Raw genomic sequence first — 16,821 nt, 5'->3', positions numbered from 1 at the left:
TGCGGTTTTGAATATTTAAAACATGGACGACGTAGGTTATGCAAGGGAAAAGTCAACTATCAGCCAATAACAGCCAAGATGAACAGGTAATGATGTCGAGAGGTATCGTGTAGATAGGGAGCTAAAAGAACAAACCTCCAGCAGGATGCATGTAGCGCTGGAGGTTTTTTAGCCTGTGTATTTGAGGTATTAGAGGAGTGGGTTGAAGAGATAGAACACTCGCTCTAAGAACCGAGAAAATAGGCTCCTTTTCTCCCATTCTTCCAATACAACAGTGTGAGATTGCTTAATATAGCTATCTTGTAACCAAGACATTTGCTTGGTGAACTCTTCGTCATCAACGGCGAGGGTCACTTCGAAGTTCAGCCACAAGCTGCGCATATCCATGTTTACGGTGCCAACTAAACAGAATTGGTCGTCAATTACGACAGATTTTGTATGCAGCAAACCACCATAAAACTCATAAATCTTGACCCCTGCACTCAAGAGCTCACTATAAAAAGCGCGTGACGCCCATTGCACCATCATAGAGTCATTTTTATGGGGAATAATGAGTTCAACGTCAATGCCTCGTTGTGCTGTCATCTTTAACGTTTCGAGTAAATCAGCATTGGGCACGAAATATGGTGTTGTGATTCGTACCGAGCGATTGGCTTGGTTTATTGCCAATGTTAATACTTGATAGATCAGATATTCCGGCATACCTGGGCCAGAAGGCACAACCTGAATAGGGTGTTGGAATTCACTCTCATCGATCTTGCATTCAGGTAGTCTTGGTAAATGACGTTCGCCAGTTTCGACTTCCCAATCCCAACAGTGGATGGCACTCAATACGTTTACCGTTGGTCCCGTAATGCGAACCATGATGTCCACCCAATGCCCAACGCCACTATTTTGCTTGAAGTAAGCCGGGTCAACCAAGTTCATTGAACCTGTATAAGCAATTTCATCATCAATTACGATGATCTTGCGATGTTGGCGAAGATCAAGACGACGCAAGAAAATACGCCACATCTTCACTTCTAGCGCTTGAATAACTTCAATTCCAGCATCCTGCATCATTCGATACCAAGGACTTCTGAAAAAACGTGGACTACCTGCTGAATCGAGCAATAGTTTGACATCTACGCCGCGTTTAGCCGCTTGGATAAGTGCAGAAGCGACAGAGTCAGCCAAACCACCTGGATGCCAAATGTAGAATACCATTCGAATACTGCTCTGCGCGTTTTCGATGTCTTCAATAATGGAATGCAAAATCTCATTAGGTGACTGTTGCAGCGACAATGTATTACCGCTCAATGCGGGAAGACCAAGGCGGTTGTTACAAAGTTCATCAATTCGGTAGATGTGCCTTCCCATCGTTTCTGGGTTGTGCGCGTTACAGTCGTTAAGTTGACTGAACCACTTCTCGAATGGTGTAAACATCTCTTTTGCGCGTTCGGCCCGTTTTCTGCCTAAGTTCAGTTCACCGAAGAGGAAATAACACGCGACACCCAGAACGGGAAGGATATAAATGATCATTAGCCAAGCTAAAGACACGCTCACTGCACGGCGCTTTAAAACGACACGAATGGTCACACCTGCGACCAGTAACCAATATAGCCCGATGCCAGCTAAAGTAAGAAAGTGATAAAACTTGTCCATATACGCTCAGAGTAATATGCCCTTCTAGGATATTAAGCATAAAAGTGGGTTGGGGGAATAGATTTCCCATTTAGACGTGGGATTGACCTTATATGAGGAACAAATTTCATAACAGCTGATTCTGTTATTTTAATGTGAAAAATAAGGTCATTCTTTAACTTTTGAACAAAAAAGCAGCATTTAACCTGCGTAACTCGACACTTGTGCGATAAATGTACTTTTTTGGGGTTCCAATTTTAAAGGGGAGCTGCTTTACTTTCTAGACATAGTGCGTCGAACGCTTATTTTATAAGTGTACAATAATTTTTACATAAACTTTTTAGACGCCTATCTCTATGCATACACAACAAACTAATTTTGGAGAAAAAGCGTGGCTACAACTAATACAGCAGCACCACGTGATACGTGGGGGTCTAAACTAGGCTTCGTAATGGCAGCAGCGGGTTCCGCTGTCGGTTTAGGCAATATATGGAAATTCCCTTACACAGCAGGTGAGAGTGGCGGCGGTGCATTCGTTGCTATCTATCTTATCTTTGTAATTTTTATCGGCTTTAGCGTGATGCTGACAGAGTTCGCTATTGGTCGTAAGACAGGTCTTTCTGCCGTAGGTGCATTCAAAACAACTGACCGACGCTGGACGTTTACTGGCGTTATGGGAGTCTTCAGTGGTCTTTTGATCATGGGCTTCTACCCTGTGGTTGGTGGTTGGGCATTGGCCTACATCTTTAAAGTGGGTGGTGGTCTACTCAGCGCGCCAGAAGCAATTGGCGACAGTTTTGGCGGTTTCATCTCAGATCCGATTCAACCTTTAATGTGGATGGGTGTTTACCTGTTCCTTAACGTCATGATTGTGATGAAAGGGATTTCGGGTGGTATTGAGAAAGCCGGTAAGGTTCTGATGCCGCTTCTGTTCTTAATCCTAATCGTTGTTTCTGTTAAAGGCTTGATGCTGCCAGGTGCAATGGCTGGCCTTGAGTTCTTATTCATGCCGGACTTTTCTAAAGTCGACAGCAACGTGGTTCTTGCTGCACTAGGACAGGCGTTCTTCTCACTTAGCTTAGGTATGGGTTGTATGATGACGTACGGTTCTTACCTGAAGAAGAAAGAGAACCTAGTTCAAACAACCGGTATGGTTACAGCTATGGATACAGGTGTCGCGATTCTTGCTGGTGTTGCTATGTTCCCAGCTATGTTTTCCTTTGGCATGGAGCCTGCGGCAGGCCCTGGTCTTGTATTTGTTGTCGTTCCTCAGCTGTTTGCTGAAATGGGCGGAGTGATTGGGTTGCTATTCGCGTTGCTATTTTTCATCGGTTTGACGGTGGCGGCATTAACTTCTTCAGTATCATTATTGGAAGTTGTCGTGTCTTACCTAATCGACGAGAAAGGCATGAAGCGCTCTAACGCTGTTCTGTCTGCAAGTGCAGTTATGGCGGCATTATGTATTTTTGCGTCACTATCTTTAGGTGGAATGGGGCCAACGCTGTTCGGTACCGGTGCCTTTGATATCTTCGACTTGCTAACGGACAAAATCTTCTTAGCGGTTGGTGGTATGTTGGTTTGTATCTTTGCAGGATGGCGCCTAAGCCGTGCTGAGCTAGAAAAAGAGATCACTAATGACGGCGAAGTATCCTTCCCGCTATTTGGATTGTGGTACAACCTAGTTAAATACCTGATTCCTGTTGCGATTGCTATTGTTGCCTTCATGGGGATTAAGTCTGGCTTTGATAGTGGCAAAGGTGAAATCATGCTGCTGGGTATCGCAATCATTGGTCTTGCTGGCATTTTCTCGAAGAAGCTTTAGCAAATACCTTGGGGGCAAGCCTCGATAGCTTTGTCCGATAACTTATGTATACTGCTGGCTCCAAACGTGGAGCCAGTTTTTTATGTTCGATATTCTACATACCCATCCCGATTTTCTGATCATCAATAAGCATCCCAACGTCTCTGTTCATAAAGACGATGGCGACACAATGCTGCTGCAAGAAGTGGCTAAGCAGAGTGGTGATCAGCAGCTCTATCTTATCCATCGCTTGGATAAAATGACATCGGGTATTCTGCTCCTCGGACGTAGCGCCAAAGCGGCCAGTGCGTTATCGCAAGCCTTCGCTGACCGCCAAGTGGAAAAGTTCTATCTGGCGATTGGCTCTAAAAAGCCGAAAAAGAAACAAGGTTTGGTCGTTGGTGATATGGAGCGTTCGCGCCGTTCATCATGGAAGCTGGTCAACAGCAAAAACAACCCAGCCGTCACCCAGTTTTTCTCTCTTGCGGCAGAGCCCGGAGAGCGCCTATTTTTATGTAAGCCACACACTGGTAAAACGCATCAAATCCGCGTGGCATTAAAATCGGTTGGCTCAGGTATTGTTGGCGACCCGATTTACAATGCAGGCAATGAGGCTGATCGCGGTTATCTGCATGCATTTTCACTTTGCTTCCAATACCGAGATGAGCAATATCGCTTTGTTTGCGATCCACGAGAATACAAAGTGCTGGGTAGCAAATGGCACAGTGAAATAGTCTCTCAGGGCTTGGATACTTGGCTTTCCCCTTGGGAGCTGAACTGGCCTACGATCAAATAACCGTCACAAAGAAAACTAATAAGAGAACTCGATGCAAGCATCACAACTTCCGCTGTTCTTTCAGCATCTAGAAACCGAGCTCGCGCAAGCTCCGAATGAAATTCGTCGACTGTTTCATGGTCGTGGCCGTCGTTTTGAGGGCCTAGAGCAAATCACCTGTGATTGGTTACAAGGTCAGTTGATTATCAACTTGTTTAAAGAAGTCGACGACGCGTTTCTCGCTGAGCTGAAAAGCGGCCTGAATGCGTTGGCACTATCACCACTGTGGGCAGACAAGCAAGGTCGCACTATGGTTCTTCAGCACCGTTATGCCGATGGTGCGCCTTCAGAAGTACTTGTCGGTGAATTAGACGCTCGCCCTGTCGTTGAAGAAAGCGGTTTGAAATACCAATTGGATATTGGCCGCAACCAAAACTTCGGTCTGTTTTTGGACATGCGCTACGGTCGTGATTGGGTTCGCGAAAATGCGAAGCACAAAAACGTGCTTAACTTGTTTGCTTACACGTGTGGCTTTTCTGTCGCTGCCATTGCGGGTGGCGCAGATAAAGTGGTTAACGTCGACATGGCAAAAGCGTCGCTGTCTAAAGGTCGTGAGAACCACAAGCTAAATGGTCATAACATCAACCAGGTAAGCTTTATGGGGCACGATATTTTTAAATCTTGGGGTAAGATTAAAAAATCTGGTCAGTATGATTTGATCATTATCGATCCGCCTTCATTCCAGAAAGGCAGCTTTGCGCTGACTAAAGACTACAAAAAGATTCTACGTCGATTGCCGGATTTGTTGGCAGAAGGCGGTCAAGTGATGGCATGTGTGAACTCACCATCTGTGACAAGCGACTTCTTGATTGAAAGCATGAAAGAAGAAGCGCCAGAGTTGACATTCCGTGAGCGTCTGGATAACCCACCAGAGTTTATGGACGTAGACAGCGAAGCTGCATTGAAAGTGTTGCTGTTTAGCGAGAAGCAATGACGACGAAACGAAAGTTGTGCCTATCTATAATACCAGCCGTTTGAGTACGGCTGGCATTTCCACGATACCCCGTTAATCTGAATAGCGAGACGCGAGTGTGATTCAGAGTCTATTATCAGAGTGAGTTATTCCTAACACGCTGATATTGGATTCCTGATCTCGCCTAGGCTCGTCGGAATGACGGGAAACAATAAAAGATCGATACCAGCAGCATTAACCGATCTGCACTTCAAGATCCGCTTCGATAGTTGATGAGCAGGCGAGCACATAGCCTTGTTCAATTTCTTCTGGCGTCAATGTTTCTAGGCTGGTAGAAGAGACGTTGCCTTTACGAACCTTGCATTTACACGAGCCACAAATCCCGCTTCGACAAGCGACGATTAATGGTAAACCTGCGCCTTCGAGCACATCGGCCAGTACCTGACCTTTTTGCGCATCGATGCTTTGAGCAAAATCAGGAACAGAAACGTTAACCGTCTCATCGGAGACCGATGATTCTGCGCCAGTCGCTGGCGTAAAACTCTCTTGGTAGAAGTTCGTCATGTCAAAACCAAGGTCATTCAAATAGCCGTGTACATCTAGCATAAACTGGCTTGGACCACACAGGTAAACGGTGCGCTGTTTGAAATCAGGAACAAGCTCTTTAATCCAGTTGGCATTCAAACGACCTTGTGGGTGTGACGTTCCTTCGCGGTTTTTCAGCAACAATTTTAAATTGAAGTTGGGATATACGGCGTCTAACGTTTCTAGCTGATCGTAGTAAATCGTCTCTTCTGGGCTGCGTGCAATATGAAGAAATGCGATGTCCACATCGTTGTCGTTTTCATCTTGATTACTCAGCCAGTGTTTTGCCATCGAAAATACGGGCGTGACGCCGCAACCTGCACTGATAAGCAAGGCTTTTGTTTCGCCATCACGTAACACGGGTGGATGGTCGATGCAGTTGAATTCGCCTGCTGGTGGTAATGCTTGAACAGTATCACCGAGCAGCAGCGAGTCAACGATGTAGTTCGATACTTTACCGCCAGATACTCGTTTGATGGTGAGTTGAAGGTGATCGTCTTCATTGATCGAGCTGATTGAATAGGCGCGAAACTCCATTTTTCCATCAATTTCCACGCCTAAGTTAATAAACTGGCCAGGCTTAAACTGAAACAGAAGTGATTCGGTTAGTTCGGCCAATTTGATGCTGACGGTGTCGTGTGTTTCGAAGTATTTGTCGATGCAACGGAGTGTGACGGGTTGGTTACCTTGCCATTCAAAAAACATAACAATCTCTTTGGTTGTGGCTATTTTTAGTTCGAAATAGAGAGCGCCTCCGCGTAAGGAGGCGCGAACAAGCAAGTTTATTAAGCTGCTAGGATGGCTTTTAGATCATCCTGAACATTGCCAATACTGCGCATATCGAACTTCTCTTGGATGATGGCGATTAGGTTTGGCGTTAGGAATGCCGGTGCAGTAGGGCCTGTGTAAATGCCTTTCACGCCCAATGCAAATAGCGTTAGCAAGATAACGATCGCTTTTTGCTCGAACCAAGAAAGCACAAGCGTGAGTGGTAGTTCATTGATGTCACAGTCAAACTCTTTCGCCAGTGCAAGTGCAAGCTGGATTGCAGAGTAAGCATCGTTACATTGGCCCACATCCAATAGGCGAGGGATGCCGTTGATATCGCCGAACGTATTCTTGTTGAAGCGGAACTTACCACACGCCAAGGTCAGGATTAGCGTGTCTTCTGGCGCTTCAGCCGTAAAATCGGTGTAGTAGCTGCGTTCTGCTTTATCGCCGTCACAGCCGCCGACTAGGAAGAAGTGTTTGATGTTGCCTTGCTTCACTTGGTCGATAACCGCAGGGGCGGCGTTCATCAGTGCATTGCGACCAAAACCAACCGTGATGTGGTGTTCGATTTCATCGTGTTGGAAACCGTCTTGCGCTAGAGCACATTCAATCACTTGGCTAAAATCATCACCTTCGATGTGAGCCACTCCAGGCCAGCCAACAATACTGCGGGTGAATAGACGGTCTGCGTATTGACCCACATTTGGATTCAACAAGCAGTTTGACGTCATTACGATTGCACCAGGGAAGTTTGCGAATTCTTTCTGTTGGTTTTGCCATGCGCTGCCGTAGTTACCGACGAGATGAGGGTATTTCTTCAGCTCAGGGTAGCCGTGTGCAGGCAGCATTTCACCGTTGGTGTAAACGTTAATACCTTTGCCTTCAGTCTGTTGCAGGATTTTTTCTAGGTCATGCAAATCATGGCCAGAAACAAGAATACATTTACCTTTTACTGGCTTGACGTTCACCGTGGTTGGTTCTGGATGGCCGAAGGTCGTTGTTTCACCTTGGTCGAGCATTTCCATCACTTTGTAGTTCATCAGGCCAATGCGCATTGAGCAATCAAGTAGTTCGCCAAGATCTTCAGGGTCTGTGCCCAACCACGCCATGATTTCATGGTATTCGGCATAGATATCGTTGTTGGTTTGCTCAAGAACACGTGCGTGCTCCATGTATGCTGCGGCACCCTTAAGGCCGTATAGGCAAAGTAGGCGTAGGCCAATAACATCTTCATGTACTTGGTCCTTACCACGGTTAACCGCGACTTGAGGAGCAAAAGCTAAGATCGCTTCTGCGCTATTTGGTAGCTCAAAGTGAGCAACAGCAGGAATGTCAGCAACTTCGGTATCGGCGAGTGTTGCAGCAGACATTACTTGCTCTTTTAGCAATGCTTTGTACGTTGCCGCTTGAGAAGTTAGCTCTAGGACACGTTCAGGGTCAAAGTTTACGTTCGTCAATGTAGAGAAAAATGCCTTGGGTGCCCATTGGTTGATTTCATCGTTAATGATGTTGAATTCAAGTGCTTTTGATGCCCAAAAAGAAACCCCTTGCAGTGTGTAAACCAACACGTCTTGTAGGTCTGATACTTCAGAAGTTTTGCCACACATGCCTTGTGCAAAAGAACAACCTTTAACAGCAGGGGTTTGAATTGTCTGTTCACATTGAATACAGAACATATTGGGTTCTCCAGTGATTGTTTTAATAGTCGTGATGTTGACCGCTAGAGAGCAGAATGTGTGCCAATTATTATCTTGTTGATTTGTATTGAATTTTATCAGATTTAGGAGAGTGGTTGATGTAATTAAGACAACGCAGTTGATGTCTTAATCACATCGACTTCTTGTGGTCGGTTATTTATTGATCCCGAGCTTTTTACCCATCCGATATAAGTTCCCGCGATCCATTTGTAAAAACTCCGCTGCTTTTGCCCAAACGCCACCAGTTTGGCTCAAAGCATGTTCAATTAAATCACGTTGATAGCTTTCTATTAGCTCTCGCATTGGCTGGCTTTCTTTAGGCAGATAATGCGATGTGTTTTTTACATCATCGAGAGCTAATGAGGTGTCAAAATGGTTAAGCATGATCGTGCTTGCACCTTGTTGAATAGCGTGTAAAGCCGCGCGAGTTAAAGTGTGTTCGAGCTCGCGTACGTTTCCGTACCAAGGTAAAGACTCCAGTTGAGTCAACACTTTAGGGTGAACGTGCAGATTGGGTGCATTGAATTGTTGGCGTACTTTTTCCAACAAATATCCTGCTAAAACGGGAATATCCCCGTCACGGGCACGCAGTGGGGGGACTTGGATTGGGAACACGTTCAAACGGTGGAAAAGGTCTGCTCGAAACGTGCCAGATTCGACCTCTTTTTCTAATTGTCGATTGGTCGCGGCGATGATGCGCACATTGACCATCAAATGCTGATCGCTACCTACACGTTGCAGCTCGCCTTGCTGAATTACGCGCAGCAATTTTGCTTGCAAAATCAAAGGCAGTTCGCCCACTTCATCAAGGAAAATCGTTCCACCGTCTGCCAGTTCAAACTTACCGGCACGGTGGCTATTAGCACCTGTAAATGCGCCTTTGACATGGCCAAACAGTTCACTCTCAGCCAGACCTTCAGGCAGGGCCGCACAGTTGACGTAAATCATCGGCTTATCGCTACGATGAGATTGCGCGTGTACCGAGTGCGCGACCAGTTCTTTACCAGTTCCGGTTTCTCCTAAGATAAGTACCGCGTAATCTGATTGAGCAACAGTCGCAATGTTGTTTCGTAACTGGTTGATCTGCGGACTCAAACCCACCATTTCGCCATGTTGAGAACGGGCTTGTTGGATAAGGGTTTGAGTGACGCTTTTTTGCTTCTGGTTTTGCGCTTTGAGCGCTTTTAACTGAGCAATGTTACGCAATGTCGCAGCGGTCAAAGCCGCAAAGGTTTCGATAGCGACAGGGTCAATGTCATCAAACGCGCCCACCGTTAGTGCATCCATCGTTAGTGCGCCAACAAGTTGGCCTTCGACATACAAGCTAAAGCCCATGCAATCGTGAACATCAATGCATTGGTCTTCAGTTAATAGTGTGCCGTCGAAAGGATCCGGCAGTGAACAATCGGCATCGAAACGCACCGGTTCACGGCTATGAATAATGGCATCTAAGCGAGGGTGCGCCTTGGGGAAATAGCGACGACCTAAGACTGAGCTGGATAAGCCTTTTACCGCGACAGGAGTTAGAAACCCATCCTCATCGAAAATAAACAGGCAGCTCGCATCACATGGGAATACTTGCGCGACCCCATCAATGAGGTTTTGATATTGCTGCTCGTGAGAGCGATTTGAGCTGAGGTTTAGCGCGATATTAAGGAGTACGTGGTCAATAGTCGGAGTCATAACAAGCCCAAAGTTATCTGGAATGGGCTCATGCTAGCAACTTGATGTCATTTGAACATCGAAAGGTGTGGGAGATTGATGTTCCATTGACGACGATCAAGTTTGATACGAAAAGAAACGCGCAAGTTAACAAGCCAGTGATGTGAGCTTGCGCGGGTTAGGTGTTTGAATCAAAGCAGGCCAAAGGTTTGGTTCGTCCGAATTAACGAGGAACGACTCTGGCGTTATTACCAGAAACATTGATTTGGACCGCTTGGCCTGGTTGGAAAATCATGTTTGGATTTGCTTCTTGAACAATAGAGATAATCTTTCCGTCCTCTAAACGAATGGTCAGATTCACGCCATTTCGTTTCGCGGTTGCTTCAGCCGCTTTGCTGCCTGCATAGCCACCCAATAGACCACCACCAATGGCAGCGATATCCGAGCCAGAACCGCCCCCAACTTTTGAGCCTAAGATCCCGCCCACGGCAGCACCAGCGATGGTGCCAATGGCATTGGATTGGGTAGAGGCATCAATGGTTACGGGTTCTACTTTTTCTACTGTGCCGTAGTAAACCTGCTGAACTTTGCGAGTGTCGGATGAGCCGTATGCATCTCCGTACGGGTTAGGTGAGCTACAGCCGCCAAGCACGAGCGCACAAGTAATGGTGAGCAACATGCCTAAATTGATCTGTTTTTTCATATAGCCTCCGAATGGTTTCTTCATTCAAAGAGTATATACCCCAATTTAACCTGCGTTTTGGTGCTTTATAAAACAGTGGCTTAGCGGCCTGTCCCTTAAGGAAACGCGATTGTCTAAGCAGTATTAATGATCGTTAAGCGTATGAAACCCTGAATAAATACGTGTAAAAGTAGTAAACCAGCATGCCGCGCCAAAGATATACGCGATGACGGCAAAGTGTTGCGGTAGCAAACAAAATAAAACCAAGCAGCCAATGGTTTCTGTACCTTCGGTTAAGCCGCTCATGTAGTAAAGCGATTTGTTTTTATATACCGGATTATCGATGCCTTGTTTTCCTGCCATGATGGCAAAAGCCAAAAAGCTACTACCAGTGCCGATGAAGGAAAAAATCAAAAATGCGCCTGCAACGGCATTGTGCTCTGGGTTGGCAAGCACAAAGCCAAAAGGAATCAACGAATAGAACAAAAAATCTAAGCTGATATCAAGAAAACCACCCGCATCGGTAATGCCTTGAATCCTCGCCAGTGCACCGTCTAACCCATCACAGATTCTGTTCAGCAAAATAAACAGCAACGCCAACAAGTACTGTTCGGTGATCAAAGCCGGCAGGGCAAAACAGCCAAGTACAAAACCAAACACTGTCGTCTGATTTGCAGTGATACCACATTTATCGAGATATTTCGCACTGAGTGCCAGCGGTTTGCGGATGAGCTTTATACTCAGGCTATCAAGCATGATTTGTCTCCCACGGCCAGTTTAGGCAGCTGCTGCCATCAGGAATATCGTCTTCATCGTGCGTTACCATCAAAGTAGGGATGTTCGCTTGCTGCAATTGTTCGACCACCCAATTGCGAAATTGCACGCGCAGGTCTTTATCCAGCTTGCTATAGGGCTCATCAAGTAGCGCAACTTTTGGCTTTGCTAGCAGCATACGAGTCAATGAGATACGGGCACGTTGCCCTCCCGAAATTTGGTCAGGAAAGGACTCTGCTAGTTTGGTCAATGAAATGTTCTTCAGTGCTTGCATAGCGTGAGCTTTACGCTCTTCACCTTTGATTGAGTTTGGTAGCGCGAAGGCAAGGTTCTCCCACACCGTTAAATGAGGGAAGAGCAAATCTTCTTGGAATAGAATACCGACCTGACGCTTATGGGCAGGGAGGGCATCCAACTTTTCGTTATCAAGCGTAATGGATCCAGAGTAGTTGAACTCGGCGGATAGGTGCCCGGCAATGGCATCCAACAAAGTGGATTTACCACAACCGCTAGGCCCCATCAGGGTAACGATTTCACCTTTTTCTACGGTCATGTTGAACGCTGAAAAAAGCGCGTCGCCATTGGTTTTACGGATGGCGAGGTTTTCGAGACAAAGACTCATTCAGTAGTAAACCTTTTATAGACAAGCGGCGATACTTCCTGTGCAAGTGGCTAAGCAGTATCGCAAAAGAAAAGAACAAGAATGGCAGCAGAGCTTGCCAAATGGCGTAAATAGCGGTGACACGTCGGTCAAAACCACTGGATAGTGCAACGGCTTCGGTTGTGATGGTGCTAATGCGCCCAGCCCCTAGCACCAATGTTGGTAGGTATTGCGCCAGGCTGACACTAATACCGACAGCCCACGCGAATGCAATTGCAGGCAGGAGGATTGGCAGTTTCACTTTTAACCAAGCTTGCATCGGTGATTTACCCAAGCTGAGTGCGACGCGAGTTAAGCCGTTATCGAAGCTGCGCCACGGACCGTCTAGCGAGAGGTAAATAAATGGGAACGCAAAGAATACATGCGCCCAACATACCCAAAAGAAATACGCATTACTGTTTAAGTACAGCGTCACTACTTGCATACCGAATAGCACGGATAGCTGAGGAATCAGCATTGGGATGGCGATGATGTAACCGGGCACCTGCCAGCGATAACGGAGACGATACTCATGTACTATTAAAGCAAGAACTAGCGCGACAGTCGCGCTGATTAGGGCGATTGACATACTTTGTTCTAGAGTCCCTAGAATACTGTGCCATTCGTATTCCCAAAAACGCAGGCTGTAACGGCTTGGGAGCAAATCTGGAAAGCGCCAACGTTGGGCAAAGCTCCACAGCACCATGAGTGGAATCATTAGAAGTGCAAGTAGCGCGACCAGTGAAAATAGGGTTTTACCGGGTAAACGAAACCCGTTTCGACCAGAGTACTGCCAGCGTTTGAAGCCTTTGGTAATACACCATTCCATTAAGCGTGCAAATCCAATCAAAAGGCTTGCGATCGCAAACAGTATTACTGCGCCAGCGGCCGCTCTTGGTAGGAGCGATAAATCTGGATCGTTAAACCATTGCCATACCAAAACCGCAAACGTCGGCGGGTTGGTGGGGCCAATAATCAGGGCGACATCGACAACGGACAAACTGTAAGCCAATACCGCCAGCATTGGAAAGCGCAGTTTTGCTATCCACTGTGGGAACACGCATTTCCACCACGCTTGCGCCGAACTGTAGCCCATCGAATGACTGACTTTTTCAATCTTATCGACTTTCAATTGCTGAAGAATTGGAATACTCATCAACAATAAAAACGGCACTTCTTTAATCGCAAGCATGATGATCAAACCGAGTGCGTGCGGATCTTTAATCAGCAATGCTAAGTCATTCACCGTTTGTGCATTCGGGTCGTAACCAAACAGTTGGTTGAGAACCCTAACGCCCATACCAGTTGGGGCAAACAAGAACGCAAAGCCAATCGCAAACGCTACGTGCGGCATGGCAAGAAGTGGCGAGAGGCTTACTTCAATTTTTCGCCAAAACTTACTGCCCCAAGAGGCTTGCAAAATCGCAAATGTGATCAAGCAAGCCAAGTAGCTACTGAAAATGGCAGAGTAGAAAGTAAGCCCGATGGATGTCCAAACACCCTCCCAATCAAAAACAGCGTTAAAGCCATCTAAAGAAAAGTGGTGCAAGCCGATAGGAGGCACATAACCGAGCGCAGAGACCACCACTCCAAGTAGTCCCGGAATGGTAGGCAAAATACAAACTGCGATAATGACTAAATACAGCGCTCTTAACATGGATTCTTACTAATTCCCGTAGCGTTTCAACCATTCTTTTTCCAACGCCGCTTGCCAACTTGGATGTGGCTCAGCGATAGATTTGAATTGTTGAGTGTTTTTGGCCGAACCAGTTAGGTATTGGTTGCTTAGTACCGAAGGGTCGCCCCAGATGTTTAGGTTACCTTTGCGAGACTGTGCTTCAGGGCTCAATAAAAAGTTTATCGCAACTTGTGCACCAGCACTGGCATTTGCGTTCCAAGGAATCGCTAAAAAGTGGATATTTGAGAGTGCTCCTGCGTCCATTGCGTACGCTTTGGTGCTCTCTGCAAGATTACCGCTCGACTGCGCAGAGAAAACCGCGTTCGGGTTAAAGGTAATCGCCAGGTCAGTCTGACCATCATCTAGTAGCTGAAGGGTTTCTGCTGTACCGCCTGGAAACTGCTTACCACCGCGCCAAGCGACTTTATGGAACTCATCTAGATAAGACCACAGCAGTTGAGTGACTTGTTCAAACGTGTCATCGGTAACTGGTTGTTGCAGCTCAGGGGCGTTGTTAGACAGTTCAATGAGTAATGCTTTGATAAAGCTTGTGCCATGAAACTCTGGTGGTCGAGGGTAAGTCAGGCGATTCGGGAACGCTTTTGCATAGCTCAGCATTTCTGAGAATGATTTTGGAGGGTTATGGAGGGTTTGCTCGTCATGGATAAACACTAATTGTCCTACTCCCCAAGGTGCTTCTAGACCTTCTGTTGGCTCGGAGAAGTCCACATCAATTGGTAGAGATTTATCCACATATTGCCAGCTTGGCAAACCTTCGACAAAAGGACCAAATAGCAATTGGTTATCCTTCATTGATTTGAAGTTTTCGCCATTGATCCAAACCATATCAACACTACCACCGCTGTTTTTGCCTGCCGCTTTTTCTGCGATAAGTCGAGTAGTGGTCTCAGAAATATCAGTTACTTTAACGTGGTTTAGCGTCACGTTATAACGTGATTTTAGCTCTCTACTCGCCCACTGTATGTAGCGATTAATTTCTTGGCTCCCGCCCCAAGCATGAAAGTAGACGGATTGCCCGTCGGCTTGCTGTTCGATTTTTTGCCATTCGCTATTCACTGATGAATCGGCAAAAGAAGGTGTCGCAAAAGTCGTGGCTAAAATGCCAATGCTGCTGAGTAGCTTTTTCATATCTATTCCGTGTTATGTCTTTTGGTTCTTGCTTTCGTTTCTATTGACGTTTTCGCAAGTCGTTCCGCTCTGTTACAAGGATAGTAATTCATCTCTCTCTATTATCAATGCCAATCCCAAACGGAATCACTCATTGATTCAAAGAATTACTCTCAATGTGAAGCAAAACGAATAAAGGACAAATTTGGTGTCATTTTAGGAGCGGACCGTTTGTTTGAGGATATTCTTTCAAGTAATTGAAAATTATTGTCCCCAGAGATATGAATAGGTTGTTTTACAGAGCAAAATTGATGTCTAAAGCATGGAATTGAGGGCGAAAAGAGAAAGAAAGTTGGCCATTTAAATGACTTTAGCATGCATGACTAACGATTCATCGATATAAAAAAAGCAGCCGTTTGGCTGCTTTAAGATACTATCTGGTTTACTTAGTTGGGATTAGTTTACCCAGTCACGTAGTGTAAACGTCAATTCGTGATCGGCACTTTTCAGAACAAGACCATCTTTAGTTAGCGTGATATCGCTCCAGTTAGATAGTGTTTGTGTCATTGCGTTTTCGATCTTCATTTGATCTTCCATACACATCTTCATGGTCATGCCCATTTTTTCGATGCGTAGTTGGTTGTTTTTCAGCTCGGCTTGACCGAAGAAGTTATTACAACCTGCGTTGCCGTTTGCGGTTAGATTTTCACCGATTTCTAGGCGAGCCGCTTTTTGGTGTTCGTCTAGAACGATATTTTTGCCATCAACTTGAACAAGTTCCCAGTTGTGGTGCTGCAAATCTTGAGCCGTTATTTCTTTCACATCATCACCGTTGCTAGCACAAGCAGTCATAAGAACAGGGAGAGAGATTGCTGTAACTAACGTTTTTAGGCTAAGCTTCATTTTATAGACTCCGTTTTTATAAACGCGGTAAGTATAAGTAATAAAACACTGTTTTTGTCAGCATAAGGTTATGGTTTCGTATGTTTTTGACATAACGAAGCATATAGCAAGTTTTGTTGCTGACTAATCTTCTCATTATTTAAACTAGGCCAATACGCCCTAATATGGAAAGAGCGGTTTTAGTATGGAGCAACTGGAGTTTTTTACTGTCCCAAGCCCTTGTGTTGGAGTATGTACCTCCGATGAAAAAGGGTATTGCAAGGGGTGTATGAGAAAGAGAGAGGAAAGGTTTAATTGGCTTAACTTAACCCCCGCTCAGCAGTTGCACGTTATTAAGTTGTGTCGTCAAAGGTACAGAAGAAAGATGTTGGCAGGGAAGACGAAGCCAGAACAGCTTCAAGATGAGTCATCGCCTCAACAAGACTTATTCTAGAACTCTTGTTCAGTCTGTGGGGTTACGCCTTCGCTTTCGGTTCTGATTAGGCTTTTACATATTCCCGGTCCGGCAAGGTGTCCTTTAAGAACCGGGAATCTCCTATCCATTTTCCCTATAGAGCGGTAATTGGCGTTATTTCATCGACCAACGGTCGCTAACCCAGCCTCCCGCTTGTTCGTCGAAGTGATTTCCTGAAAATCGATGATTGAATTCAACATCTAATTTACTTGTTGGGCGTTCATCCATCAGTTGATGAATATATCTCGCCATAGGATCCGTACAAGCTTCACGCTCTCTACGGGTAACTACTTCTTTGATCATTTGGAGTCTGTAGCTATTGCTGGCTCGTTTCATTTTTGACCTCCAGAACTCGATGGCAGCAGTTTGAACACATTGACGTCCAGATCGCTGCTCATTAGTGTGTGCGTGGAGGCACATCACCATCGTTTGAAGTCCAAAGACAAATTGTTTGAGAGCAGTGTTTGTAACGCCATTCACATCTTTCTCAGAATCATTGACTATGCGATTAAAAATGTTTCGCGAAATTTAGCCGATGAACCTGCATATTAAAAAGACCTTATCAAACATAGAAGCCCAACACAGGGGCGTCAATAACACAAATGAACAATTTTTGAACATATTGTGAAGGTGGAGAGTTTTCAGTAATTTATCGAAAGTAAATTACCACCTTCT

General features: G+C 45.7%; 15 protein-coding genes. 4 read left to right on the top strand and 11 right to left on the bottom strand.

Annotated features, from left to right (window positions below; translation table 11 throughout):
- Positions 1-189 precede the first annotated feature (189 nt).
- A complete protein-coding gene (gene cls, locus KI742_RS19020) occupies positions 190-1,644 on the bottom strand; it encodes a cardiolipin synthase (RefSeq protein WP_005378105.1) in 1,455 nt (484 codons plus the stop codon).
- A gap of 430 nt (positions 1,645-2,074) precedes the next feature.
- Here cls and KI742_RS19015 point away from each other — a divergent pair, with 430 nt between their 5' ends.
- From KI742_RS19015 to KI742_RS19005, 3 genes are all read left to right on the top strand, one after another.
- Positions 2,075-3,445, top strand: coding sequence for a sodium-dependent transporter (locus tag KI742_RS19015; protein ID WP_285386263.1), 1,371 nt, complete (start codon positions 2,075-2,077; stop codon positions 3,443-3,445).
- Positions 3,446-3,527: 82 nt separating this feature from the next.
- Positions 3,528-4,220 carry a TIGR01621 family pseudouridine synthase gene (locus KI742_RS19010; RefSeq protein WP_138939984.1) on the top strand — a complete coding sequence of 231 codons (693 nt, stop codon included), beginning with the start codon at positions 3,528-3,530 and terminating at the stop codon, positions 4,218-4,220.
- Between the two features lie 31 nt (positions 4,221-4,251).
- Complete coding sequence (locus KI742_RS19005) at positions 4,252-5,193, top strand: class I SAM-dependent methyltransferase (RefSeq protein WP_054574036.1); 942 nt, start codon at positions 4,252-4,254, stop codon at positions 5,191-5,193.
- 213 nt (positions 5,194-5,406) lie between these two features.
- Here the strand turns inward: KI742_RS19005 and KI742_RS19000 are convergent, their stop codons facing one another.
- From KI742_RS19000 to KI742_RS18960, 9 genes are all read right to left on the bottom strand, one after another.
- Positions 5,407-6,462: a hybrid-cluster NAD(P)-dependent oxidoreductase gene (locus tag KI742_RS19000; protein ID WP_285386260.1), complete on the bottom strand. Its 1,056-nt coding sequence runs from the start codon at positions 6,460-6,462 to the stop codon at positions 5,407-5,409.
- An 80-nt stretch (positions 6,463-6,542) separates the two neighbouring features.
- Positions 6,543-8,204 carry a hydroxylamine reductase gene (gene hcp / locus KI742_RS18995; RefSeq protein WP_045626782.1) on the bottom strand — a complete coding sequence of 554 codons (1,662 nt, stop codon included), beginning with the start codon at positions 8,202-8,204 and terminating at the stop codon, positions 6,543-6,545.
- A gap of 174 nt (positions 8,205-8,378) precedes the next feature.
- Positions 8,379-9,908 (bottom strand): nitric oxide reductase transcriptional regulator NorR, encoded by a 1,530-nt coding sequence (norR, locus tag KI742_RS18990; protein WP_065274383.1) that lies wholly within the window; start codon positions 9,906-9,908, stop codon positions 8,379-8,381.
- Positions 9,909-10,110: 202 nt separating this feature from the next.
- Positions 10,111-10,590: a glycine zipper 2TM domain-containing protein gene (locus tag KI742_RS18985; RefSeq protein WP_065274384.1), complete on the bottom strand. Its 480-nt coding sequence runs from the start codon at positions 10,588-10,590 to the stop codon at positions 10,111-10,113.
- A gap of 123 nt (positions 10,591-10,713) precedes the next feature.
- Positions 10,714-11,325: a CDP-alcohol phosphatidyltransferase family protein gene (locus KI742_RS18980; RefSeq protein ID WP_042522015.1), complete on the bottom strand. Its 612-nt coding sequence runs from the start codon at positions 11,323-11,325 to the stop codon at positions 10,714-10,716.
- Positions 11,318-11,965, bottom strand: coding sequence for an ATP-binding cassette domain-containing protein (locus tag KI742_RS18975; RefSeq protein ID WP_065274385.1), 648 nt, complete (start codon positions 11,963-11,965; stop codon positions 11,318-11,320). The genes KI742_RS18980 and KI742_RS18975 overlap by 8 nt, the downstream gene beginning before the upstream one ends.
- On the bottom strand, positions 11,931-13,640 hold the full coding sequence (locus tag KI742_RS18970) for an ABC transporter permease (RefSeq protein WP_213905293.1): 1,710 nt from the start codon (positions 13,638-13,640) through the stop codon (positions 11,931-11,933). The genes KI742_RS18975 and KI742_RS18970 overlap by 35 nt, the downstream gene beginning before the upstream one ends.
- A 9-nt stretch (positions 13,641-13,649) precedes the next feature.
- Complete coding sequence (locus tag KI742_RS18965; protein ID WP_213905292.1) at positions 13,650-14,810, bottom strand: ABC transporter substrate-binding protein; 1,161 nt, start codon at positions 14,808-14,810, stop codon at positions 13,650-13,652.
- Between the two features lie 435 nt (positions 14,811-15,245).
- Positions 15,246-15,692, bottom strand: a complete 447-nt coding sequence (locus tag KI742_RS18960; protein ID WP_005378077.1) for an META domain-containing protein — start codon at positions 15,690-15,692, stop codon at positions 15,246-15,248.
- A 184-nt stretch (positions 15,693-15,876) separates the two neighbouring features.
- Between KI742_RS18960 and KI742_RS18955 the strand changes: the two genes are divergently transcribed.
- A complete protein-coding gene (locus KI742_RS18955; RefSeq protein ID WP_005378062.1) occupies positions 15,877-16,125 on the top strand; it encodes a DUF1289 domain-containing protein in 249 nt (82 codons plus the stop codon).
- Between the two features lie 135 nt (positions 16,126-16,260).
- Here KI742_RS18955 and KI742_RS18950 read toward each other — a convergent pair whose 3' ends face one another.
- On the bottom strand, positions 16,261-16,482 hold the full coding sequence (locus tag KI742_RS18950) for a hypothetical protein (protein ID WP_005386686.1): 222 nt from the start codon (positions 16,480-16,482) through the stop codon (positions 16,261-16,263).
- Positions 16,483-16,821: the final 339 nt, after the last annotated feature.

This window comes from Vibrio sp. D417a, from assembly GCF_030248595.1.
Classification (GTDB): domain Bacteria; phylum Pseudomonadota; class Gammaproteobacteria; order Enterobacterales; family Vibrionaceae; genus Vibrio; species Vibrio alginolyticus.
The sequence above is the reverse complement of the archived record's forward strand: the minus strand, read 5'-3'. Positions and strand labels throughout refer to the sequence as shown.

What these genes read in the sequence shown, in the direction of transcription:
- KI742_RS18950 (WP_005386686.1), bottom strand. Translation starts at nt 16,482, where the DNA reads ATGAAACGAGCCAGCAATAGCTACAGACTCCAAATGATCAAAGAAGTA.
- KI742_RS18965 (WP_213905292.1), bottom strand. Translation starts at nt 14,810, where the DNA reads ATGAAAAAGCTACTCAGCAGCATTGGCATTTTAGCCACGACTTTTGCG.
- KI742_RS19005 (WP_054574036.1), top strand. Translation starts at nt 4,252, where the DNA reads ATGCAAGCATCACAACTTCCGCTGTTCTTTCAGCATCTAGAAACCGAG.
- KI742_RS18975 (WP_065274385.1), bottom strand. Translation starts at nt 11,965, where the DNA reads ATGAGTCTTTGTCTCGAAAACCTCGCCATCCGTAAAACCAATGGCGAC.
- norR (WP_065274383.1), bottom strand. Translation starts at nt 9,908, where the DNA reads ATGACTCCGACTATTGACCACGTACTCCTTAATATCGCGCTAAACCTC.
- cls (WP_005378105.1), bottom strand. Translation starts at nt 1,644, where the DNA reads ATGGACAAGTTTTATCACTTTCTTACTTTAGCTGGCATCGGGCTATAT.
- KI742_RS19015 (WP_285386263.1), top strand. Translation starts at nt 2,075, where the DNA reads ATGGCAGCAGCGGGTTCCGCTGTCGGTTTAGGCAATATATGGAAATTC.
- KI742_RS18960 (WP_005378077.1), bottom strand. Translation starts at nt 15,692, where the DNA reads ATGAAGCTTAGCCTAAAAACGTTAGTTACAGCAATCTCTCTCCCTGTT.
- KI742_RS18970 (WP_213905293.1), bottom strand. Translation starts at nt 13,640, where the DNA reads ATGTTAAGAGCGCTGTATTTAGTCATTATCGCAGTTTGTATTTTGCCT.
- KI742_RS18985 (WP_065274384.1), bottom strand. Translation starts at nt 10,590, where the DNA reads ATGAAAAAACAGATCAATTTAGGCATGTTGCTCACCATTACTTGTGCG.
- hcp (WP_045626782.1), bottom strand. Translation starts at nt 8,204, where the DNA reads ATGTTCTGTATTCAATGTGAACAGACAATTCAAACCCCTGCTGTTAAA.
- KI742_RS18955 (WP_005378062.1), top strand. Translation starts at nt 15,877, where the DNA reads ATGGAGCAACTGGAGTTTTTTACTGTCCCAAGCCCTTGTGTTGGAGTA.
- KI742_RS18980 (WP_042522015.1), bottom strand. Translation starts at nt 11,325, where the DNA reads ATGCTTGATAGCCTGAGTATAAAGCTCATCCGCAAACCGCTGGCACTC.
- KI742_RS19010 (WP_138939984.1), top strand. Translation starts at nt 3,528, where the DNA reads ATGTTCGATATTCTACATACCCATCCCGATTTTCTGATCATCAATAAG.
- KI742_RS19000 (WP_285386260.1), bottom strand. Translation starts at nt 6,462, where the DNA reads ATGTTTTTTGAATGGCAAGGTAACCAACCCGTCACACTCCGTTGCATC.